The following is a 23,236-nucleotide window of genomic DNA, read 5'->3' on the forward strand; positions in this document are numbered from 1 at the left end:
CCCCTATGACAACACCCGAAAATGCGAGCTTCGCAGACTTAGCCCTTTCCGCTCCACTACTGAAAGTACTCCAAGAGGTCGGATACGAGACCCCCTCCCCCATTCAGGCGGCCAGCATTCCCGCTTTACTAGAAGGGAATGATATTTTAGGCATGGCACAAACCGGCACCGGTAAAACCGCCGCGTTTGCTTTGCCAATGCTGCAAAAAATTGATGTCAGTAAAAAATATCCGCAGGTCTTGGTATTAGCCCCCACCCGTGAACTTGCAATCCAGGTTGCAGAAGCTTTCCAGGTCTACGCTCGCCATATGCCAGGCTTCCATGTTCTACCAGTCTACGGTGGCCAGAGCATTGATATCCAGCTTAAGCACCTGCGTCGTGGCGCTCACGTCGTTGTGGGTACTCCTGGACGCGTAATGGACCACCTGCGACGCAAAAGCCTCTCTCTTGAGAAGCTCAGCAGCTTTGTGCTGGATGAGGCCGATGAGATGCTGCGTATGGGCTTCATTGAAGATGTAGAGTGGATTTTGGAGCATGCACCCAAACAGCGTCAAGTGGCTCTTTTCTCTGCCACCATGCCGGCGGCGATCAAGAAGGTAACCCAGAAGTACCTGAACAACCCTGTTGAAATCAAAATTAAGTCCAAAACCTCGACGGTTGAAAATATCGAGCAACGCTATATTCAGGTCACCCCTCGCTTTAAGCTGGATGCGCTCACGCGCATTCTTGAGAGCGAGCCCTTCGATGGCGTGATCATTTTTTCCCGCACCAAAACAGCCACGGTTGAGCTTGCTGAGAAACTGGAAGCACGAGGCTATCCCAGCTCTGCATTAAACGGTGATATGAGTCAGCAGCTGCGCGAGCGCACCATCAACCACCTGAAAAGTGGGAAAATTGATATTGTTATCGCCACCGATGTAGCGGCGCGTGGCATTGATGTCTCCCGTGTTACCCATGTCATTAACTATGATATGCCACATGATACAGAGTCATATGTACACCGCATCGGCCGTACGGGTCGCGCAGGCCGCAGTGGTGTCGCCATTCTATTTTCATCGCCCCGTGAGCGTCGTATGTTGTTTGCGATTGAGAAGGCAACCAGAGCAAAACTCAAAGAGATGCCACTGCCATGTGCTGATAGCATTGCAACCAAACGTGTTGAGCAATTCAAACAGTTGATCACTGATACCATTGAGAGCGAAGAGCTGGGCTTTTTCACCCAACTCGTCGATGACTATACTCAATCACAAGATATTAGCGCGCACGAGGTTGCTGCTGCACTGGCTTTTCTTTGCCAAAAAGAGCGCCCGCTACAGTACAAAGAAGAGATCCCTGCACCGCGTGAATCCCGCGAACGAAATGAGCGTGACCGCCCCCGTCCATCACGCGGTGGTGAGCGCAAAGAGCGTCGTCCACGCCGTCAACAGTCCGATGTTGAACTAACGACATACCGTATTGAGGTAGGCCGTGACCAAGGGGTTACACCCCGCGATATTGTGGGTGCGATTGCTAATGAGGCCGGCATTGATAGCCAACACATTGGGCACATCAAACTACACAACGACTTCAGCACCGTTGACCTGCCAACGGGCATGCCCAAAGATATGCTGCAACACTTGAAGCGGGTGCGTATCCGTAACAATCCAATGCGCATCAGCATTGATCAGGGCGGCTTTAAAAAATAGCCGCGCTAACACGGTAAGCAACTGAAACACCACCCTAGGAGGCTTGTCGGACTTAGGGTGAATCTACTGCGGAAAATCCATTCAGGCCCATTTCTCCGATCATTTTCGTTGAATATGCTCAATATTCGCCTCAAACGATCAAAAAAATGGACTCAAAGTGGTTTTCCCTCGCTACGATCACCTAAGTCCGACAGCCTCCTGATATGTATTAACTCGCAACTCATTATTCCAGATGTCTTTTTTTCTGGAATAATGATTGTCTAATACCATCGGACTTTATGTATTTACTCGCCAACAATCCATATTATGGATAATTAAGCTGGTGGCGAGTTAATACATAAAGTCTAGGAACGCTGATCTACTCTATTCAGCCGCCCCTTTTTTATGGCATCGACTTCACCTGGATATTTCATGGCAACGACTGACAACTCAATTTTGCAACAAGAGTGGAGCATACTACACCGTGATTTTGAGCGTTATGATCAGTATGGCCTGCTTATCAAGGTCGCTGCCATCATCACAGCCGCGACCTCCCTTGGCTTATTTGAACTGCCGCTATTGGCCATCATAAGCTTTACCGTCATATTCTGGCTACAAGAGGGTATCTGGCGAACGGTGCAAGGGCGGTGTGGTGATCGCTTGTTGGTATTGGAAAAGCAGATTAAAGCTGAGCCAGATAGCGTGGGGATGCAATTTTACAGCGAGTGGGAGGCCTCACGCCCAGGCACTCTCGGCACAATCGTTGAATATCTTCGTCACAGTGCACGACCAACCGTCGCCTACCCCTATATTATACTTATTGCGCTAGCACTGCTGCTGGCGTATTGGGCAGGATAACCGGCATCACTTGTCGTAGTGTGATGGCATCTACACTCATCTCTGCACCATACGCAATCACTTCCAAACCGCACTTCATCGCTTCCCGTAACGTCTTTCCGTAGAGTGGGTCAATATCATCGGCACTGCTCACACTTTTAATACCTGCGTGCTGAACACAAAAGCAGAGTACGGCACGGTAACCCTGCTCAACCATTAACATCAACTCCCGCAGATGTTTGGTGCCCCTTGTGGTTACCGCATCAGGAAAATAACCCTTGGATCGCTGATCCCATAGGGTGACATTTTTCACTTCCACATAACACGAGGGCAACTCATGGTGCCCGCTGAGCAGAAAGTCGACCCGGCTCTTTTCATCGCCATATTGCACTTCTGCACGAATATCCTGATAACCCTGTAGCTCTGTAATCGTGCCTTGTTCGATAGCTTCCTTGACCAGTCTATTACTAAGGCTGGTATTGATTCCTACCAGGATGGAGGGGGCAACTTCAACCAGCTCCCAACTATATGCCAGCTTACGCTTCGGGTTGTTTGAGCGACTAAGCCACACCCGAGCATTTTCAGGCTGACAGTTTTTCATTGAGCCGGTATTGGCACAGTGCGCCGTCACCTGCTCACCATCAGCAAGCATCACATCAACTAAAAAACGCTTGTAACGCTTTACTAGACGCCCTTCAATGAGTGGTGCAGAGAATTTCATTGAATACTCCAAAAAAAACCCCGCGAAGCGGGGTGATTAATTACTTTACCAAAGTCAGTGAGGGTTTGGGTGCACTTTTGGCACGCTCCCGCTCAGGAGGTAAGTCAGGTGGTACGGGGACATCAACTTCATCATTAAAGACCATGCCACGACCATTCTCCCGAGCATAAACGGCCATCACGGCATGAACCGGCACATGGAGGTTCATTGGCTTGCCACTGAAACGGGCGCTAAACTGAATATGTTCATTGCCCATTTGTAGTGACTGCACAGCACTCGGGTTAACATTGAGGATGATTTTTCCATCTTCAATAAACTGCTCGGGAACAACAACCCCTTCAATATCTGCTTTTACCAGCAGATAGGGGGTGAGGTAGTTATCCACAATCCACTCATACATGGCCCGCACTAAATAGGGCCGACTTGATGTCATCTCTTCCATATGCAACCTTTAAATCGCCCTGATCTCTTGCTCTGCTTCAGAGAGACTTGCCTGGAAACCTTCGCGCTTAAACAGAGCATCTGCGTAATCATTAATTGATTGAGCTTCAGCGGGCAGTTCAATGCGATAGAGAGGTAAACGCCACAACACCGGGATAATGGCACAATCAACCAAGCTAAAATCATCACTCATAAAGTAGTCGCCTTGTGCAAAAATAGGCGCCACCATGGTCAAGCTCTCACGCAGCTCTTTACGCGCCTTGGCAACCGCTTTTTCACCCTTGGTATTAATCTCTTCCACCAGGGTGTACCAATCATTTTCAACACGGTGCAGCATCAGTCGACTGCGCGCTCGCATCACGGGGTCTACCGGCATGAGGGGTGGATGTGGAAAGCGCTCATCCATATACTCCATGATAACCTGAGAGCCAAAAAGCACCAGATCACGATCAACCAGTGTCGGTGCAGTGCCGTATGAGTTCAACTCAAGAAGATCCTCTGGCATATTATCGGGATCAACTTCAATCACCTCATGGGTGATCCCCTTTTCAGCCAACACAATCCGCACTCGATGTGAATGAATGCAGTTTGAGTTGGAATAGAGGGTCATGATCGAACGTCGGTTGGCCAATGACGCCATGCGTACATCTCCTAAAAAAAAACAGGGTTGGAAAAATAATCGAATCATTATAAACGAAGAAGGGGGACAATGTCCCCCTTCTTCAAGAATTTACCGCAACTAACTCAATGTATATCGCGCCAATACTCTTTCTTCAACAAATAGAGCAAAAAGGTTAGGAAGATTAAAAATACGATTACCTTCCAACCCAAGTCGTAACGTACCAGCTTCGCAGGTTCGCCCATATAGACCATAAACCCGACCAGATCACGAACCGCTTCCTCATAGTCTGCCGTGCTCATTGCGCCACCTGCAGGCTGAGAAAGTGACTCAACAACCTTGCGGATAGAACCATCAGGCAATGTCTCATCACGATAGATAGGATCAGCGAGGCCCTGCATACTGAGCATGGCGTGTGGCATACCCACATCCTTGAACAGCAGGTTATTCACACCAAATGGGCGATTATCATCCTTATAAAATGAAAGGAAGTAGGTATATAACCAGTCCGCACCACGAAAGCGTTCGATAACGGTCAGATCGGGAGGCAGTGTACCAAACCAGGCTTTCGCCTCTTTTGGATCCAGTGCCACCACCATGGTGTCGCCCACTTTATCAGTGGTAAACATCATGGATTTGATCTCTGACTCAGCCATGCCAAGATCCTCACTCACGCGGTTATAACGCATGTAGTGAGCAGAGTGACAATTCAGGCAATTATGTATAAAGATTGCCGCGCCTCTTTGTAGAGACTCCTTGTCATCCAAATCAATGTTTGCAGAGAGCAGTGGGATTGAAGGGCCTGCAGCCATTCCCAAAGCAGGTAATGCCATCATCAAAATGGCGATCATTAACTTTTTCATTTGTCGGTCACCCTTTCTGGTACTGGCTTACATTTTTCGTTCTTGGTGTACCAAGGCATACATACAAAGAATGCAAAGTACAGAACAGTACAAATCTGGCCAGCGATGTTATACAGCGGGCTAGGTGCTTTCGTACCCAAGAATCCCAGGATGAAAAATACAACTACAAACATCGCCACCCAGAGCTTAAAGGTGGTGCTGCGATAGCGAATTGACTTCACAGGGCTGCGATCTAACCAAGGCAACAGCATAAAGATCAAGGTTGAAATACCCATTGCTACTACACCAGGGAACGGTGACCCTCCAATACTCGGAACCGCACGCAGAATGGTGTAGAACGGCGTAAAGTACCAGACAGGCGCAATATGATCCGGCGTTTTCAGGGGATCTGCGGGTACAAAATTGGGCGCTTCAATGAAGTAACCACCCCCTTCTGGCCAGTAGAACATCACCACACAGAAGAAGATAAGGAATAGTGATGCGCCGAAAGCATCTTTCACCGTGTAATAGGGGTGAAAGGGAATACCATCAAGAGGAATACCATTTGCGTCTTTATCTTTCTTGATATCAACACCATCGGGATTATTAGAACCCACTTCGTGTAGAGCCGTAATATGGACAACCACTAACCCGAGAAGCACCAGTGGCGCAGCAATAACATGGAATGCAAAGAAGCGGTTAAGCGTCGCATCGGCGACCACAAAATCACCCCGAATCAACAATGCCAATTCCGGCCCTACAAAGGGCACGGCACCGAACAGCGAGATAATAACCTGCGCCCCCCAGTATGACATCTGACCCCATGGCAACAAATAACCCATGAAGGCTTCGGCCATCAATAGTAGGAAGATACCCACACCGATCATCCATACCAACTCACGAGGCTTTTTGTATGAACCATACAGCAGGCCGCGGAACATATGCAGATAGATAACAATGAAGAAGAAAGAAGCACCCGTTGAGTGCATGTAACGAATTAACCAGCCCCACTCTACGTCGCGCATAATGTATTCAACGGAGCCGAAGGCTGCATCACCGTCTGGCTTGTAATTCATAGTAAGGAAAATACCACTCACGATTTGAATCACCAGCATCATGATTGCCAGCGAACCGAAGAAGTACCACATGTTGAAATTTTTCGGGACGTAGTAGTGAGCTAAGTGCTCATTAAATGTTTTGGTCAGTGGAAATCGATCATCGACCCACTCAAGTAGCTTATTCTTCATTCTATGCAACCCCCTGATCATCAGCACCCACAAAAATTACCGAGTCACTAATAAATTTATGACGTGGAACTTCGAGGTTTTTAGGTGCTGGCGCACCGTTATACACACGGCCAGCCAAATCAAATTTTGAGCCATGGCATGGGCAAAAGAATCCGCCTACCCAATCTTCACCCAGATCTGCCGGAGCAACCTCAGGCCGGAAAGTAGGCGAGCAGCCAAGATGAGTACAAATACCAACTATAACCGCGTATTCATCTCGAATGGAGCGATAAGGGTTTTGTGCGTAGTCAGGCTGCATTGGCATCTCTGAATTTGGGTCACGGAGCAGTGGCACTAGACCATCCATACCCTTTAACTGGTCTTTAGTCCGACGAATAACCCACACAGGCTTGCCACGCCACTCAGCGGTTATGCGCTGGCCGGGTTCCATACGACTCACATCAACTTCCACTGGCGCACCTGCTGCCTGCGCCTTGGCACTCGGCAACATTGACGACACAAATGGAACTGCGACAAACGCAGCTCCAACACCACCCATGGCACCTGCTGCTATGGTAAGTGTGCGACGTTTGCTGTGATCAACACCATCACTCATCTTGCCCCTCCTGCTCAATCTAGATTGTTGGTTTTTATTCATCCAGGTACGAACCCGAATATACTGTATATCTGAAATAAGCCACAATTTGACACTCTGACGCACAACGTCTTCTGTTTTTTGCATGGAACCCTTCGCAATAGCGAACGATTACCTGTAACTCATGCTTTAACAGAACAATTTTATACGTCAACTTTGGGCTTAAAAATAAGAGAGTCTAAAAACCGCCCTTGGGCGGTACAATCAATACATCGAATATCAGATGCTGACTGGCCAAGCTTATATTTAGCTCTTATGGCCATTCCCTTCCTCGTCAATCTTATTACTTGCTCACGCAAATATAACTGACTTATATTTATAGTCGACCCGATCCTAGAATAATCTGCGTAGCCCGTCAACGATATTTCTAAGCACCTATTTATCGCTTAAAAATAATGGCTATTTCTATAGGCTCCAACCAGGCCAAACCCGCGTCAAATCACTGATTTTTATTACACAAACGGGCATCGTTTATTAAGGCAGAATAAACTGTTTGATGGGCGTGTATTGCAGATGGTTTATAAATGATCGGGCTTATTGGTTAACCCTTACTCCCCATTAACCTTCGCCAACTCTAAAACCTCTACCCGATCCCCTATTACGCGCCATCGCAGATCGAAATCCCACAATCGCATCCCATATACCCGCCCCCCATCCTCTTCTTTGTATGCAGGACGAGGATCACTCTGCAGCAACTGCTCTATCATGGTGTGCAAATGGGTGTATTGATGGCTGAGCTCATGGCAGCGCCTAGCGGCATCGGCTGTGAAGGTGACAGTATGTTTACGCGACGGGGCGCTTTGAGCAAAGCCGCCATCTGCGTTTGGAATGCTATCCGCATAGGGGATATAGGGTTTGATATCGACAACCGGGGTTCCGTCAAGAAGGTCCACCCCTTTCAGGTGTAAAAAGAGGCGATCTACACCACTCTCCACACGTTCCAGCTTTACCGCTGACATACCGATGGGGTTGGGGCGAAAGGTTGTCCGGCTGGCAAACAGCCCAATGCGCTGATTCCCACCTAGGCGCGGTGGTCGTACCAGTGCTTGCCATTTATCATGTGGAGAACCATGAAAGACAAACAATAGCCAGATATGGCTGAACTGCTCAATACCGCGTACTGTCTCAGGTTGATTATAAGGGGGCAGCAGCTCCAGCGTTGCTCGCGCCTCTGCCACTAACCCTGGTTGTCGTGGAATGCCAAACTTCTCTTTAAAACAGGAGTGGATAACGCCAAGGGTTTTAAACTCAAATGTCATGACATACTCATTTGACAACGGCAGATGAACTCCCCAAGGGGCATTCTCAGTTTAATGCTGTAATCATATCCAAGGCGTTCTCTTGCTTATTAAAGCGGGCAGGTTGAAGACCCCCTAGCGCCTGAAAACTCTTTTTAACCCACTTATCATAAAGGCCGCTGCTAATTCTATTGATATTCAGCTTATGCAGATCAATCGCCTTTTCGTCAAAGGGAAAGGCTTGCTCCTCCAGCATCATGATATACATCTCCTGCTCTTCACCTTCGAGCTCTTTTGGTTGCTCCGAGGTCATTAGTGCATGGCTAAACAGCCGATATATTTCAGCAATTTGATATGTAGAGGCGGTGGTAACATTGCTGATGCGGTATTGACTGGCTTGTTTATACAGATCAAGTGCTGCCTGCATCGCCTCCTTTTTCTGCTTCAGCGCCTTTTTTATCGGGTTTTTAAGAGCAATCGATGCAAACACCTTTTGATAACTATCTGCCAACTTTAACGAGGCATTAGCGGCTTGTTGGCGCAGCCCGATATCGGGGTTGTCTTCCCCCACCTTTCTAACAATGCTCCTGAGGCTGGATCTATAAGAGCGGGTATTACCCAGTTTGTGGTGAATATCCGCAATACGCATACTCACCTCAAAATAACTCACATCCTCCACTTTTGTGAGGGCGAGATACTGCTCAAGCATATTAACCGCCAATCTATTATTACCTTCTTGCAAATGAAGCTCTGCGGCCTGGCTTAACCAGCCACGTTTTCGCTCCGGATCAGTCTCTACACTGGCGAGCGCACTATAAGCGTGTGCAGCCTTCACACTTTCCCCCATTTCCATATAGGAATATGCCAGCTTTTCACGCGCACCCATCACTAACTTATGGCGTGGATAACTGGCTCTAAAGCGCTCCAGCACCTTAACCGCCGCCCGCCAATCGCCATTACTCATAAGAGCTGTTGCCGCGTCGTATTGAGCCTGGGCGATAATAGCGGCTCCTGGAACCGCACTCACAATACGCAAAAAGTGCCCGGCTGCGGCCATCAAGTCACCAGCAGCTTGCGCTTGTTCGCCCTGTTTGTAGATTGCAGCCGCAAGCCGCTCTTTAATCTCTTTACGCTGCTGAGGCTTTTCAACGTATAAGAGCGCTTGCTGGGAGCTGGCCTCTGCCGCCAAGTAATCATCCAGCATGAAGTGACTGTAAGAGAGCTTATACCAAACCGTACCGAGCTGTGGTGAGTCGGCTGGCAACGCATGGGCAAGCGTATTCAACTCATCAACGGCAGCTGCATACTCATTGGATGCCAAGTGCTGATCTGCTTTTTTGTGCCGTACTTCGTTGATTCGTACATCTTGGGGAAAGTGGCTAATAAAACGGTTGATACTGGCGATAAATTGCTGCAGGTGTGGCTGTTCATCAATGTTTTGGCGTTTTTCGTGGCTGATTAAGGCCGCATAGCCCGCTTCTGCCATTTTATCGTGCACTGGGTACTCGTAAGCTGCGCTCTCATAGGCCATTGCGGCCTGCTCAAAGGCTGCCGATTCGTACAGACTTTCAGCATACAGAAAATGGACACCACTGCTTTTCTCATCATTTGGAAAGCTATTCAGGAAATACTGGTACCAGTATTGAGCGCGTGCCACATCGGCTAGCTGGTTATTTTTCTGGTAAAGGCCGTGGTAATATTTAGCAAGATAGATAATATTCTTTTGAAGTGCTGGCTCAATTGCTTTATACACCGCAACCGGGTGACGCTCCAATATCCCGCTGTCAGCCCCATAGTTTTCGACAAACTGTTGTCTTGCTTGCAGGGCCTCCTTGAAGTCACCACTCCTGTCCAATAGTGCAATCTGTTTCAAATGATAACCGGCGGCGTGCGCATCGTTAGCATTACGTTGCAGATAAAAGCCATACACACCCGCCGCTTCCCTGTAAAGGCGCTGCATAGAAAATTGATCAGAGAGCGCCTGATAAATCAGTGCAGTATAAGGCTGGTTATTACGCGCTTGTGCAAACGCCTCAACCGACTCCACACCCTCCATTTGGGAAAAGCTAACGGCCAGGATACGCAACACATCTCGCACCAGCTCACTATTGGCCACAGCGACATCATCCATGCTGCCCGGGGTATGCAGGAATTCCAGTAGATCGGCGAAATGGTGATGTGCCGCATCGATTCGGTCAGAACGATACAGCGCCCACGCCTGTTTGTAGAGTGCATGTTTGAAATAGGGGTCAGTTGCACCGCGATCGGTGACCTCTTTATAGGCTACAGTCGCATCATCAAACCGGCCAAGGGTAAAGAGCAGCTCACCGCGACGAAATTGAGCCTCAGAGAAAAAGCTTGATTCAGGATGTTGGTCAACGAGCTCAGTTAACACCTCCAAAACCACCCGTGGCTCACCCGCATAATCATAGGCACGAGCCAGTTGATAACGAATACCATCATTCTCTACTCGATCCGGATAATCTTTTAACAGTTGCTGGTAAACAGTGATCGCCCGAAAATAGCCACTACTGCGGGTAGTGCTATCCATGTCATCCATGCTGTCATTGAGTAGCTCATCCTCACTCTCTTCCAGTGCAAGATCTGCTAGACGATGTCGTGCAAGTGCTTCAATTTGAAAAAATTGACTTTCAGCCGCTTTTTGGTACTCCTCTTCCATTCCAGTTAGTTCAGTTTTGGGTATCTGATGTTTGGATATCGGAGCTTGATAAGCGATAAGACGCTGCTCAGGTGTTTCGATCGGCACCTTGCTGCTGCAACCACTCAGCACCAGTGAGATGGCCAATAATGCAGTTTTTTTATTGAGCATCATTGTGCCGCCTCAACCGTATTCAGGGCACTGTCTTTGATATAGGCAACACGATAATACGCTTGATCACGATAGAGTGCCAAGCGACTACGGTAGTGTTGCAAAGCCTCTACCGCCCGCTCAAGAAGCGCCTCTTCCTGTCGAGTGTAGAGCTGCTCTACTTGCTGGCCCAGCGTCTCCATTTGACCACTCAATTGATTAGTATACTGCTCATACTGGGAGAACATTTCAGGAGTGGTCAGCTCTGTTCTAGTCAGCACCTCTCGTTTCTCAGCAACCTCATCCAAAATACGCTGTTGTGCACGCAGCTCTTTGCGACGCTGCCAACTACGCACCTTAAATGTTTCCGTAAGTTGCCAAGTAAGCCGCCCTTTTAGCCGTTGATAGCGCTGTTGGTAACCCTCAAGCAGATCACCTTCAGGTAGCATTTCAATGATCACTTCGATTTTTGATAGCCGCTCCAGCTGTTTTTCAGCCCCCTCATCCAACAGCTGATAGATTGCCTGTTGCTGATCGATGGCATCCAATTGCCGTGTCAGCTGCTGGTGTTGTTTGACTAGGGATTGGTAGTGGTTATCCTTTTTGACCAGCTCAAGCAACGGTAGAAATTCGTTATAACGCATTTGTCGCAATTTAATCATATGCTGGTAGCTGGGTATGTCATCACGCCAGATAGAGAGCTGACGCTGTAAGTAGCGCAGATCACGTAGGTTTCTCAATGCCTCAAAAAACGGATAACTGGAGAGCATTACCGCCATATAAGGGGTATTGGCTTTAGGTAGCTCAATGCGTTCCTCCCAGCCAAAGCCTTGTGATATGCCGTGCAACTGCGGCAAAAGCTGATTCAAGAAACGCCCATCTCCTAGGGAGTCAACCACCTCGTCAACCTGCGCTATCTCCCGTTGATAGTGCGAGATGGCACCCTCATAACTCTTTTTCGCTTCATGCAAAGCATTAGCATGCTCCTGAACATAGCCCTCAAGAAGCCACGCCTCTTTTGCCTCAATATCACGGCTGTTGCGCTCTTTAAGTAAGCGCAGCGGTGCCAGTGCTTTTATATTTTCGCCCTGTTTGTAATAGGCCCATGAGAGGGCAATCAGTGCCTGATCAAAAAAAACCGTATCAATAGGAACCTGGTGGAGTAACACAATGGCATTGTGGGTTTTACCGTGCTCTAGGTAGCGCTGCGCAAGAATAATGCGCGCTTTATGTTGCAACATCTCCGCTTCCGGGCTTTCAGCCTCAGCTAAAATAAGTTGCCGCAGTGCAGCGGAACTTTTCCTATTTTTCTCTGCCCTTTCAAGTGCAACCGCGAGGTTGTACTGCGCAAAAAGGTCACCTGGTGCCTGTGTCTGCTTGCCCACCTCTGCGGCCAAGCTAAAGCGCCCCTGCCCCATTAATAACATAATTTGTAAGTGGTGCCGCTCGCGCTGCAGCTCACCTGGAAGGGCACCTTGGATTTTAAGCAGCGCCTGCAATCCAGCATCGTAGAGGCCACGCTGATAGCGCACTTTTGCCATATAAAACCAAGCACGGTCACTCACTGGATTTTGTTGCGGTGTTGTGTGGCGCAAAAAAATCGCCTCGGCCTCATCGTGCATTCCGTAATAGAGCAGAATACTACCCAACAATAGCTCCGCCTCACCTTTATGGTGTTGCAGTTTCTGCTGCTGCAAGCTAATCCCAAGATTGACCGCAGAGCGATAATAGCGCTGCTGGTAAAGATCAAAAAAGACCACGCCGTAATCGAGATCCTTGATCGAGGTATTTTGATCGGCATAGAGCGGCGTGCTACAGCAAAGCAGCACCAGAGAGAGCCATAAGAAAATCTGGCGGAGCATTACCACTCCTTGGCAATAAATTGGGCCTGCTGCTTGTCTTCATCATCCTTGATTGAAAACTCGATATTTTTAACCTCTTTTGCCTTGTTAAAAGTAATTGAGGCGGCACGCTGGAGAGGGCGTTGATTGGGCCCCATACCATTAAAAATGGCGGTTAACTGATGTTCCCCACTGTGAATATTCCCCACATAAAGACGTTGAACACCACCACGAGCGAGTGCCTGCTGCTCACGCTGGGTATAAAGATAGTGGGTGACCGTTTTACCATCTATTTTCAGCTCTACATTATCAACGACAAAGTATTTTCCCACATCGATTGATACATAAACGGCAAGTTGTGTACTAGAGGGGAAGAGCAGCTCTTCCTCAAGAATAAAGAGTTGACGATTAAGCTGCATAATCTCTTTTTTGAGGTTTTGCAGCTGGCTATCTATATTTTCTGGTGCACTATTGGCTTGAAATGAGATGCTGGCAAGCAGCAGAAGACAGATGGTAAAAAAACGCACAATTCCCCCTAAACAGATCGTTAGATGTTTTTAGTACCATACAGAGATGTATACTTGTATGACATTAGCCGAAAAACCATAAAGCGGCTCATTGCCGACATCACTACTGACATCCGCATTACGAAAATCAGCATAGTCAAATCGTAGATGATCCCAGCTGAGGTTTATGCTCCCCCGGTCTATCCACTGAACTCCGCTAAGGTTAAACCCATAGCTGGCAGTGATGCCGAATGTCTGGCTCTCATAGGTGCTGAGTTCCTTATCCCTTGCCATATAATTTTGTGCATTTTGGGCATCAAAAAGATCGGAGTAAAAATCAGCACGGTTTTGACTGTACTGGCGATATCTTACCTCAAACAACCAGCCATTGTCGGTTGGATGACGATAAAAAAGCTGCCAGTTTTGAGCATTAATCCCCCAGGTATCAGAGAACTGGCGAACCTCAGCACCCACTACCGCCCGGTAGGGGAGATAATAGAGGCCCCGCAAGCCCAGCGCGTTGCTGGTGCGGGTGCCTGGGTAGACTTCATAATCCCATGACTCACCGCCTGCTAAATCCGAATAGCGATAACGACGATAGGGGTTATTTAAAAAACCTTCATCCGTTGTGAGGTCAAATGCAAACGTAACCGTCATGTTTTTAGTTAAAATCTGCGACAAGCCAAATCGATAGTTACGTCGTTCAACCGCCCTTTCAAACACATTGTCGGTTGATCGACTAACTGTATCACTGCCACGGGAAAAGCCTAATGAGATATTGGTCAGGTCGCCAAAAAAGTCTTGCGATATACCGACATTCACTGTGTTGGCAACATAATCATTCTCCGAGCTAGTGGTATACCCCATTGAGAGCAGATTTTTACCATTGAGGTAATCCACATTCAAGCCATACTCAGTACGCTCTTCATTGTAGGGACTGGCCTGGGTCACCACATCGATTGAGGCACTGCTGATGGTATCGACATAGTAGTGGGTTGACACAGATAGCGGAGCGGCAACCTGTTTACGAAACAGCAACGATGGACCACTAATATCCACACCGCCACCCGCATAGTAGTGATAGAGCACATCAAAACGATCTTCTGGCAGGATAGCTGCCGTCAAAGGCAAACAAGCCAACAGCAATATAATGAGTACGAAATGGCGTTTTGTCCTAGTTGCAGCCACAACCACCCCCCTGCCCGCTTTCAGCACCACGCGCCGACTCACGTGCCTGGTATACATGGTTAAGGTAGCTACTAGAGACAGGATTTGGATCCATATTCATAATCGGGTCAGCCAGCCGTGCGCGCTCATAGGGCAACACCCAAGGCTCAATAGAGCAGCCTTGAAGAAGTACCAAAAACACAATAAAGAGGATAAATCGCACCCCACTACTCCCGTATCAACGCCTTGATATCGGCTTCATACTGATCCTCGAAACCGGGTTGATAGCCTTTGTGTAAAACCCGCAACTGGCCATCACGATCAACCAAGATAGTCGTGGGCATCGCTTTTACGCTGTAGAGGCGGCTCACTGCACTGTCTGCATCAAAAAGCACCGGAAATGAGACTGGGATCTGCTCCAGCAGTTTCTCGGCATTTTCACGCTCCTCATCCACATTAATACCGAGCAGTGTAAAGCCCATCATTTGATATTTTTTATGGAGGTCTTCAAGTAGCGGCATCTCCTGGCGACAAGGGGCGCACCATGAGGCCCAAAAGTTAATCATCACCACCTCACCCAGGTGGTCACTGAGGCGGATGTTTTCGCCCTTGCGATTATCCAAGGTAAAATCGGGAGCGGCACCTTCTAGGCTGGCGCTAAAAGCATTGTTAAACAACAAAATAGTGCAGGCAATAAAAATAACGAGTAGAGCTTTTATTGGTTTCATTCGGGTACTCCTTGGCAATCCGATCTAGAAAAAAAGTGATAAGCTAAATAACATTTCGAGGTTATGGACATTTTTTTTCTCTCCAAACAGCTCACTGCTATAGACGTGGTCTCGTCCGTCAACACGCAGTGCCAGCCAGTCGTTTACCAGTAATCGGTAGCCCACACCATAGTTGAGCGTAAACACCTCATCCCCCGCAAACTCGGTAAGACCGGCACCTCCGATCACATAGAACGCCGTATTGTAGGTACGCCCCTGGCTAATAAAGGCTTCACCTGGCAGCAAATTATAACCAAGCGATACATTGTAATAACGGTAGCTCCGTTCATCATCGCTCAAGATTTTTACATCACCATACAGCAGCTCGGCACTGGTATAGCCCGCTTCACTTATTCCGTATGCCGCTTCAGCAAAAAAGTCTTCGCTAATGTGGTAAGCAAGGCGGGCAACCGTGACCATATTGCTGCCAAAATCTTCGATACTGATAATGCCTGCGGAGGCCGTTACCTCGAAGTTTTCACTATCAATCAATGCCTCGCTGATATCACGGCGCTCTATTTGAGTATCCGCACCCAGCGCATCAAGCTCTTGCGCCAGCACTAACTGCGAGCTGGACAATAGAAGCGTTGCTAAAAGAAAGCAGCAAAACCTATTTTCCATTCGATAATTTCCTCATTGTTTTGATCGCTGTTGAAGAGTACATATTCTTTATACTGAAGTCGTAATACAAAGCGCTGGCTCAGGTAGGTACGCAATCCCATAGTGGCACTCGCGTATCCCTCTTGACGACGTTCAGATTTAACCAGCGTTGCTTTAGGTTTGATTTGCATCACCCCACCACCCAAGCTGAAATAAGGGGCCACCCGCCAACGGGGAAAGGGCTGATGCTGAATCGCCAGCCCTACAACCTCTGAGGTAAAAAATGTACCTAAACCGATACCGTAGTTCGCTTCGAGGCCAAGGTTTTGAGTCATAAAATAGAGTGCAGAAATCTCCATGGCCCGCGAACCATCCAGGTCGCCCGCCATCATTGCCAGCTCCCAGCTACGTTGGGAGAAATCTCTCCAGTTAGGTGCCTTAATCGTGGTCTGCTCGCCTTGCGGATTTAAGGTGCGTTCCAGCTGATCTCTAGCAACCCACCCCGTCTCTCCCTGTCGGGTACTGATGAGAAACCAACGATTCTTACGCTTGTGAATCGAAACCCATTCGCCCTCTTTCACCACACGAATAATTGGGTAACCACGCCCAGGGCCACTGTGCAGATCGAGATAGGGATCAATAACAGCCACTTGCGGCACCGTCTCTTCCGCAGAGGCTACGGGTGAAAAGAAAAAGAGCAGTAACAGGGGAAATAACAGCCTACATTTCACCAGTTACTCCTCCTCAGGCACCGCAAACGGGTTGTTGTAATACTGGGCGCCGATATCCAGCCACTCACTAATCAAGCGAAGTTCAGCCGGAGTTAACCACCCCTCGTGAATCGCTCCACTATCAAAAAGCGACAAGAAATAACGTGCATTTGCACCTGCACTTGACATCGAAGGGCCCGGTGCGAGCTGCGTGACCAGAATGGGAATATCGATCAAGATAGGGACAGTGATCAAGATAGGGATAGGATTATTATTATCATCAAGAATGAGCTCTCCATTTTCATCTGTTTCAAACTCACCACTTTCTACTACCTCAAACTCACCACTCTCCACTGTCTCAAACTCACCACTCTCTACCAAAATATCCTGCAATGCACCATTTTGCAGCGCTTGAACATTATCAGCAAAGAATAACTCGCGATAGCTGATGAGGTGATCGGCATCTTCTGGCGAGACTCCACCATTGAGCTGTAACTGTGCCTCTGGTACCCGCAAAACACCCACCTCATCCAGGTCACTATGGCAATTTGTACAACGCCTATCGACCAGTGCGCTGTCTACCCGCGGCAGATCCCAAAGTGGGTGAATATGCTCGGGGTAGTTGACAATAGTGCGGCAGAGCAGCTGCCAGCTATTTTGGCAACTTTCATTGGTGGGGTGTAAAAGCGCACTGTCCAGGTCAGCGTAACGGTACTCAAAGCTATCATCAGGCAGGCGCAGTGCGCTATCACTCCAATGATCGACAAAAGCAACATCCATCTGCAGCTTACGCTCGGCGCAGTCGGTCTCACAACTAAGGCGCATACGTGTCTGAGCCATGGTTTCACCCATATGGGCAACCATTGCAGGATTTGTATTAGGGAAGGGCTGACCACTGGTCGTCGCGCCACTATTAACGGCAACAGGGCCATCAATACGACCGTGAGGCATTCCGCTACCGTGATTGTGACAACCGTTGCATGTCAATGTTTCACCGGGGCGAACCTGCAGCCAAGCTTGATGGCGGCTACGCATACGCCGCCCATTTTCATCAAGCAGTTCAATGGCAAAAGGGATGTTGGCAGGCACTTCAACCATCACCGAGCCATCCGGCTCAATCATCCCGTAGCCAACAATTTCACGCATCAATTGCTGGGCACTGATACCCAGCGAACTCCTGTTAACAATCAATGTATCCCGATCAGGCAGTGTGACCGATTTTACTATTTTAATAAAACGCGCCGGACGATCAGCCGCCGCCGTCTGTTGCGGGTCGGCCAGAGTGGCCAGATTAGGTTGTGCTGTATCCCTTCCATCAACATCATAAACAGAGCGAATATGTAACAGCCCCACTCCGCGATCATGAAGGTCACGATCAATGCGGCCATCACCAGGAAATCCATCGTAGAGACGCGCAGGAAAGTCCCGCTCACGCAGCGTGGCAACATCACTAATAACAACCCCTTCTTGGGCTATCACCAAAGGACGCAGCGTGTGGCTGCCAATATCATACAGATAGAGCCCAAAAAGTGGGTCGGCGGGAACCGTCTCTTCACTATTTAGATCAGCAGCAGGACACGGCACAATTACCCCTCCACTTATGATGCGGCAGGGTGTCCAACTGGTGAGAATTCGCTGACTACCATCCCAAAGTGGGTAGGCCGACATAAACATCCCCCCGGCTGAAAGCGATTGATTTTCAAGTTGTACATCAAGAACAGTCGCCGCCTCTTGGCCAGGGCCACTGAGCACACCCCGGTTAATCTCGGTAGGTTGGTCGTGGTCAATATAGTTTTCAGCATCAATAATAACCAGATCACCCCCCCGGTTTTCCTGTCCACGTAAGGTTTGAGTTGCCAACAGCCTGCCATCCTCCATCTCCCGCACCTGAACATAACCTGTGGAGGCATCCCCATGCCCTACCTGTGCACTGTGCGCACCGTAGTGAAGCTGCAAATCACCACCATCGGGGCGAACAGTGTAAAGACGAATCGCATTTTGTCCGCCCATGTTATCCCAACGGCTAAAGAGAATACGACCACTCATGAGCACTGTGGGATCAAAATCGTGGCTGGCATTGAATGATATCTGTTGAATATCAGTCCCATCATCACCCATCACATGCAGCACGGCGGCATGCTCCTGCCTCGACTCTTCAACGCCTTTGAACAGCGGTTTCCCCTCATCCAGCAATGTACGTCCTGTTTCTCGTTGACGTGTTGAGGTGAACACAATACGTCCATCAGGGAGGTAACTCGGGGCGAGATCCTGCCCCTGTCTTGCGATGATATCACTACTGATAATACGCTTAAGTTGCTGGCCAACAATATCGTACTCCCAGATATTCCAGGTGGGCTGCTGATCGTCGGGCACACCCTCCATCTCTGGCTCACGCATCGAAAAAATTATTTTGGTGCCGTCATAGGAGGTATTCAGATCACGTACATCGCCCGCACCCTGCGTCACTGAGGTGGTCACAATACGTTCGGGTGCAGTAGATGAGGCGCGGTCTCTTATGTAGAGGTCACCACCCGGACGAAAAGTCAGCAGTTCACGACCACTCAAGGGGGTTAGCTCGCCTTCATTATCGTAGAGGGCACGCTTAACATAGGCGATTGGATAGTCTGGCAGTGCAGAATCAGGCGTCTGATTATCATCCACACACCCCGATAGCGTCATCAACGAAGAGACCAATAGCGCCGCTAGCAATAGAGAAAAAATTAAACGCACAGAACGCCCTTATATCGATTTTTACAGCATTTCATATGGAGGATTGACCCCTTTAAACTGACAAATTGCACAAGCCAGGAAGGTCAAGCAACCAGCCACACGACCCATATCGGGCGTTGCATACAGCTTAGCAGTCACCACATTCAAGAACTGTGAATTCCCCCACAATCCATAGTGCAAAAAGCACATATGCTTAAACGACATTCTGTTTCAACAAGGATTCTTTCCCCGTGAAAAAAATTGCCATCTCTCTGTTAGCAGCAGCCATATGCTGTAGCTCAGCTTATGCCGGCTCACGTGAACAAGCCAAGCAGATACACGACAGGATCGCCGGTGTTCCGGCTGACACCGTGCTGCTTGACCAGATGCAGCTACTCATTGAAGGTGGTGATGCGATTGGTGCCGCCGAACTTGCCATAGAGCACCCGGACTTTTACAGCACCACCCTGAAAACCATTATCACACCCTGGACCAACGAAGCGCAAACCGCTTTTGCTCCCCTGAATGACTACACTGCCACTATGATTGGCGCAATACGTGATAATCTGGATTTCCGCACCCTGCTTTATGATGACATCCTTTATGTTGGCAGAGCGTCTCTTGGATTGCCCGCTTATTCGCAAAATAATAACAACCACTACGAGCAGATGGAACAGAGTGGTGTTGACCTGAAGGCTGACCTGGTTGCCGTCACCCAATCCTCTGTCAATGGCTTACCGGCTGCCGCAACCGCAGGCATAATGACCAGTCGAGCAGCGGCGCAAGCCTTTTTTGTCGATGGCACCAACCGTGCAATGCTGAGGTTTACCATCCTTAACCATCTCTGTAACGACCTAGAGCAAATAAAAGATAACACCCGCTCTCCTGATCGAATCCGCCAAGATGCTTCCCGCAGCCCCGGTGGAGACAGCCGCATCTTTATTAATGCCTGCCTAGGCTGCCACGCAGGCATGGATCCACTCGCACAAGCCTATGCTTACTACAACTACGTGTATGACAGCGGTACCGACCCTGATGCACGTAACGGGCGCTTGGAGTACACCGCAAACAGTGTCCAACCAAAATACCTGATTAACGCCAGCAACTTCCCTTACGGCTATGCCACACCGAATGATAATTGGGCTAACTACTGGCGAGCCGGGGCAAACTCGCTGCTCGGCTGGGATACCAACAACCTTGGTCTTCCTGACAATGGTACGGGTGCAAAAAGCCTTGGCCGCGAACTTGCCAACAGCGAAGCGTTTGCTCGCTGTCAGGTTAAAAAAGTATTTAAAAACATCTGTTTCAGAGACCCTGAAAACAGTGCAGATCACAACAAGATCGATCAAATCACTGAATCATTTAAAACCAACAACTACAACCTCAAGACCGTCTTTGCCGAAAGCGCTGTCTACTGCATGGGAGAATAACGGATGATTAATCGATACACTCTCTGCCTCATTTTGGCCCTCTCCCTCCTCACGGGCTGCCAAGGGGTTGATACAACCGATAATCCTGAAGTCGATCGCAGCAACGAGCCCCCCAAAGACTACAGTGGCCCTGCGGCAACAGATGATGATATTGCTCGTTTTAAAGAGTATGTGTGGGATAGCCTGCGCGCCAGCAACCGCTGTGGGAACTGCCATGGCACCGACAGTGACCAATTACAATTCGTACGTGATGATAATGTCAATTTCGCCTATACAGCGGCACTCACCATTGTAGACACCACAACGCCTAAGAACTCTGAAATAGTCACCCGGGTTGCTGCAGGCCATAACTGCTGGGAACCCTCCGACCTCATTTGCGCTGAAACCATCACCTCCTACCTTGAGTTGTGGTTAAACCCTAATGACCCACTCCCCGGTAACAACGAAGTCAAGCTGATCGCACCACCCATCCAAGATCCTGATGGTGGCAAGCGACTGCCCGCCGATGCTGCGCTATTTTCTACCACTGTGTGGCCCCTGCTGACACAGTATTGTGCCAGCTGCCACAGCGAAGAAGGTGACTTCCCCCAGGCACCTTACATAGCGCAGAGTGATGTTAATGTCGCCTATGATGCGATACGCACGGGCCGGCGCATCGACCTGAACAACCCGGCTGACTCCCGTCTAGTATTACGCTTGAGTGAAGAGTTTCATAACTGCTGGAATGATTGCCAATCCGATTCCGATGAATTTATCATCGCTATACAAAGCTTTGCAGATGGCGTCCCTATCACCGAATTGGACAGCGCACTGGTTAACAGTAAAGCGCTCAACCTCTACGACGGAATCGTCGCTAGCGGCGGCAATCGCTTTGATGACCATATTATCGCCCGCTACGAATTAAAAAGTGGCCTTGGCGACACACTGTACGATACCAGCGGCATCGAGCCCGCTCTAAATCTCATACTATCCGGCACTGAAGGAGACGATTACCAGTGGGTGGGTGGCTGGGGAATCGAGTTCTTCTCCACCTCAGCGCGAGGCAACACCGCCACCAGCGCCAAACTGGCTGAGCGGCTGAAATCAAGCAACGCCTACACCATTGAAGCGTGGTTAGTCCCCGCCAACGTCACACAGGAAGGGCCTGCCCGTATCATCAGTTATTCGGCAAATAACTCCCTGCGTAACTTCACACTGGGGCAAACACTCTACAACTATAACTTTGCCCAGCGCAGTAGCAGCACCGACACCAATGGAGAACCGATACTCTCAACCGCTGATGCCGACGAAATATTACAAGCCACTCAACAGCATGTTGCCATCACCTTTAGCAGCACTGAAGGGCGAAAAATATTTGTTAATGGCACATTGGTTGCCAGTGAGACCGCTACTCGAGGTGACAGCCTGAATGATTGGGATGAAAACTACACCCTACTGTTTGGTGCAGAGGCCGATGGCAGCTCACCCTGGAAAGGAAAACTGCGCATGGTCGCCATTCATGAGCGGGCACTCACTGCTGATCAGATACAGCAGAACATAGACGCGGGTGTGGGTGAGCGCTACTTCTTGCTCTTCAGCATTTCGCATCTAATCGACACCCCAGATAGCTACATCTTGCTTGAAGTAAGCCAGTTCGATAACTACAGCTATCTCTTCCATAGCCCAAGATATGTCTCGCTTAACGAAACGCCTGGGGATATCGATTTTGCTGTAAAAGGGATGCGTATCGGAATCAACAGTGAAGAGTCTGCGGTTGGGCAGGTCTACCGCAACTTGGATCAGCAAGTTGTCAGCAGCCCGATGAGTCTCTCGTCATACGGGACAATTATTCCGTTGCAAGAGGGTCCTAACCTGGATCAGTTTTTCCTTACTTTCGAGCAACTGGGCTCGCACATTAATGTTGTTCTGGAACCCGCACCCGCACAGCCGGCCATGCCAGCCGACAGCGAGCCGCAGCCACGCCTCGGGTTACGGACATTTGCCAAAATAAATGCCAGCATGTCAATTCTGACGGATGTTCCCACAACACAAAGCGATGTTCAGGCCACCTATGAAATGGTCAAACAACAACTCCCATCCAGCAGCCGGATTGATGGCTTCCTGGCCTCCCATCAAGTGGCCATCTCGCAGCTGGCCATTGAGTACTGCAACGCACTGATCGATGACACCAGCTTGCGTGCCAGCTACTTTACGGGTTTCGACTTTTTAGCCGATTCAACCACCGCTTTCGACACCACTGAAAAGCGTGACCAGCTACTCGACCCACTGATATCACGAATCAATGGTAGCAACCTTGCCACACAACCGGATCCAGCCGTCGTAAAGCAGGAACTAAACAACCTCATCGACCGGCTCACCAGTTGTGGGATAAATTGCAGTAGCGACCGAACACTTGCCGTTGCCAAAGGCAGCTGCGCCGCCCTTTTATCCAGCGCCGTGATGACCGTGCAATAA

General features: G+C 49.1%; 20 protein-coding genes. 4 read left to right on the forward strand and 16 right to left on the reverse strand.

The features are described from left to right. Positions 1 to 5: 5 nt before the first annotated feature. Together L3J94_03945 and L3J94_03950 are read left to right on the forward strand one after the other, a co-directional pair. The gene (locus tag L3J94_03945) at positions 6 to 1,685 is read left to right on the forward strand and encodes a DEAD/DEAH box helicase (protein ID MCF6217907.1); all 1,680 of its coding nucleotides are present in this window, start codon (positions 6 to 8) and stop codon (positions 1,683 to 1,685) included. Positions 1,686 to 2,096: 411 nt separating this feature from the next. Further along, positions 2,097 to 2,522, forward strand: a complete 426-nt coding sequence (locus L3J94_03950) for a hypothetical protein (protein MCF6217908.1) — start codon at positions 2,097 to 2,099, stop codon at positions 2,520 to 2,522. Here the strand turns inward: L3J94_03950 and sfsA are convergent. The 16 genes from sfsA to L3J94_04030 form a co-directional block, all read right to left on the reverse strand. Beyond that, positions 2,482 to 3,222, reverse strand: coding sequence for a DNA/RNA nuclease SfsA (gene sfsA, locus L3J94_03955; GenBank protein MCF6217909.1), 741 nt, complete (start codon positions 3,220 to 3,222; stop codon positions 2,482 to 2,484). The genes L3J94_03950 and sfsA overlap by 41 nt on opposite strands. 40 nt (positions 3,223 to 3,262) lie before the next feature. Further along, positions 3,263 to 3,655: a ClpXP protease specificity-enhancing factor gene (locus tag L3J94_03960; GenBank protein ID MCF6217910.1), complete on the reverse strand. Its 393-nt coding sequence runs from the start codon at positions 3,653 to 3,655 to the stop codon at positions 3,263 to 3,265. 18 nt (positions 3,656 to 3,673) lie between these two features. Beyond that, positions 3,674 to 4,303, reverse strand: a complete 630-nt coding sequence (locus L3J94_03965; protein ID MCF6217911.1) for a glutathione S-transferase N-terminal domain-containing protein — start codon at positions 4,301 to 4,303, stop codon at positions 3,674 to 3,676. Between the two features lie 104 nt (positions 4,304 to 4,407). Continuing rightward, entirely contained in the window at positions 4,408 to 5,145 is a 738-nt protein-coding gene (locus tag L3J94_03970; protein ID MCF6217912.1) for a cytochrome c1, read from the reverse strand. Further along, positions 5,142 to 6,371 (reverse strand): cytochrome bc complex cytochrome b subunit, encoded by a 1,230-nt coding sequence (locus L3J94_03975; protein ID MCF6217913.1) that lies wholly within the window; start codon positions 6,369 to 6,371, stop codon positions 5,142 to 5,144. The genes L3J94_03970 and L3J94_03975 overlap by 4 nt, the downstream gene beginning before the upstream one ends. 1 nt (position 6,372) lies before the next feature. Then, positions 6,373 to 6,966 carry a ubiquinol-cytochrome c reductase iron-sulfur subunit gene (gene petA / locus L3J94_03980; GenBank protein MCF6217914.1) on the reverse strand — a complete coding sequence of 198 codons (594 nt, stop codon included), beginning with the start codon at positions 6,964 to 6,966 and terminating at the stop codon, positions 6,373 to 6,375. A 587-nt stretch (positions 6,967 to 7,553) separates the two neighbouring features. Then, a complete protein-coding gene (tsaA, locus tag L3J94_03985) occupies positions 7,554 to 8,264 on the reverse strand; it encodes a tRNA (N6-threonylcarbamoyladenosine(37)-N6)-methyltransferase TrmO (GenBank protein MCF6217915.1) in 711 nt (236 codons plus the stop codon). A 46-nt stretch (positions 8,265 to 8,310) separates the two neighbouring features. Further along, complete coding sequence (locus tag L3J94_03990; GenBank protein ID MCF6217916.1) at positions 8,311 to 11,076, reverse strand: tetratricopeptide repeat protein; 2,766 nt, start codon at positions 11,074 to 11,076, stop codon at positions 8,311 to 8,313. Continuing rightward, positions 11,073 to 12,914, reverse strand: coding sequence for a hypothetical protein (locus tag L3J94_03995; protein MCF6217917.1), 1,842 nt, complete (start codon positions 12,912 to 12,914; stop codon positions 11,073 to 11,075). The genes L3J94_03990 and L3J94_03995 overlap by 4 nt, the downstream gene beginning before the upstream one ends. Beyond that, positions 12,914 to 13,420, reverse strand: a complete 507-nt coding sequence (locus L3J94_04000; protein MCF6217918.1) for a hypothetical protein — start codon at positions 13,418 to 13,420, stop codon at positions 12,914 to 12,916. The genes L3J94_03995 and L3J94_04000 overlap by 1 nt, the downstream gene beginning before the upstream one ends. Positions 13,421 to 13,450: 30 nt before the next feature. Next, positions 13,451 to 14,587 (reverse strand): DUF3570 domain-containing protein, encoded by a 1,137-nt coding sequence (locus L3J94_04005; GenBank protein ID MCF6217919.1) that lies wholly within the window; start codon positions 14,585 to 14,587, stop codon positions 13,451 to 13,453. Continuing rightward, on the reverse strand, positions 14,574 to 14,789 hold the full coding sequence (locus tag L3J94_04010) for a DUF4266 domain-containing protein (GenBank protein ID MCF6217920.1): 216 nt from the start codon (positions 14,787 to 14,789) through the stop codon (positions 14,574 to 14,576). The genes L3J94_04005 and L3J94_04010 overlap by 14 nt, the downstream gene beginning before the upstream one ends. 4 nt (positions 14,790 to 14,793) lie before the next feature. Next, positions 14,794 to 15,294 carry a TlpA family protein disulfide reductase gene (locus L3J94_04015; GenBank protein MCF6217921.1) on the reverse strand — a complete coding sequence of 167 codons (501 nt, stop codon included), beginning with the start codon at positions 15,292 to 15,294 and terminating at the stop codon, positions 14,794 to 14,796. A 24-nt stretch (positions 15,295 to 15,318) separates the two neighbouring features. Next, entirely contained in the window at positions 15,319 to 15,954 is a 636-nt protein-coding gene (locus L3J94_04020) for an outer membrane beta-barrel domain-containing protein (GenBank protein ID MCF6217922.1), read from the reverse strand. After that, complete coding sequence (locus L3J94_04025; protein MCF6217923.1) at positions 15,924 to 16,664, reverse strand: SH3 domain-containing protein; 741 nt, start codon at positions 16,662 to 16,664, stop codon at positions 15,924 to 15,926. Before L3J94_04025 ends, L3J94_04020 begins: the two co-directional genes overlap by 31 nt. 3 nt (positions 16,665 to 16,667) lie before the next feature. Continuing rightward, positions 16,668 to 19,373 (reverse strand): hypothetical protein, encoded by a 2,706-nt coding sequence (locus L3J94_04030; protein ID MCF6217924.1) that lies wholly within the window; start codon positions 19,371 to 19,373, stop codon positions 16,668 to 16,670. 230 nt (positions 19,374 to 19,603) lie between these two features. Here L3J94_04030 and L3J94_04035 point away from each other — a divergent pair, with 230 nt between their 5' ends. Both L3J94_04035 and L3J94_04040 read left to right on the forward strand, forming a co-directional pair. After that, positions 19,604 to 20,782 carry a hypothetical protein gene (locus L3J94_04035; protein ID MCF6217925.1) on the forward strand — a complete coding sequence of 393 codons (1,179 nt, stop codon included), beginning with the start codon at positions 19,604 to 19,606 and terminating at the stop codon, positions 20,780 to 20,782. Between the two features lie 3 nt (positions 20,783 to 20,785). Further along, positions 20,786 to 23,236, forward strand: coding sequence for a LamG domain-containing protein (locus tag L3J94_04040; protein ID MCF6217926.1), 2,451 nt, complete (start codon positions 20,786 to 20,788; stop codon positions 23,234 to 23,236).

Source organism: Gammaproteobacteria bacterium, from assembly GCA_021647245.1.
Classification (GTDB): Bacteria; Pseudomonadota; Gammaproteobacteria; order RBG-16-57-12; family RBG-16-57-12; genus JAFLJP01.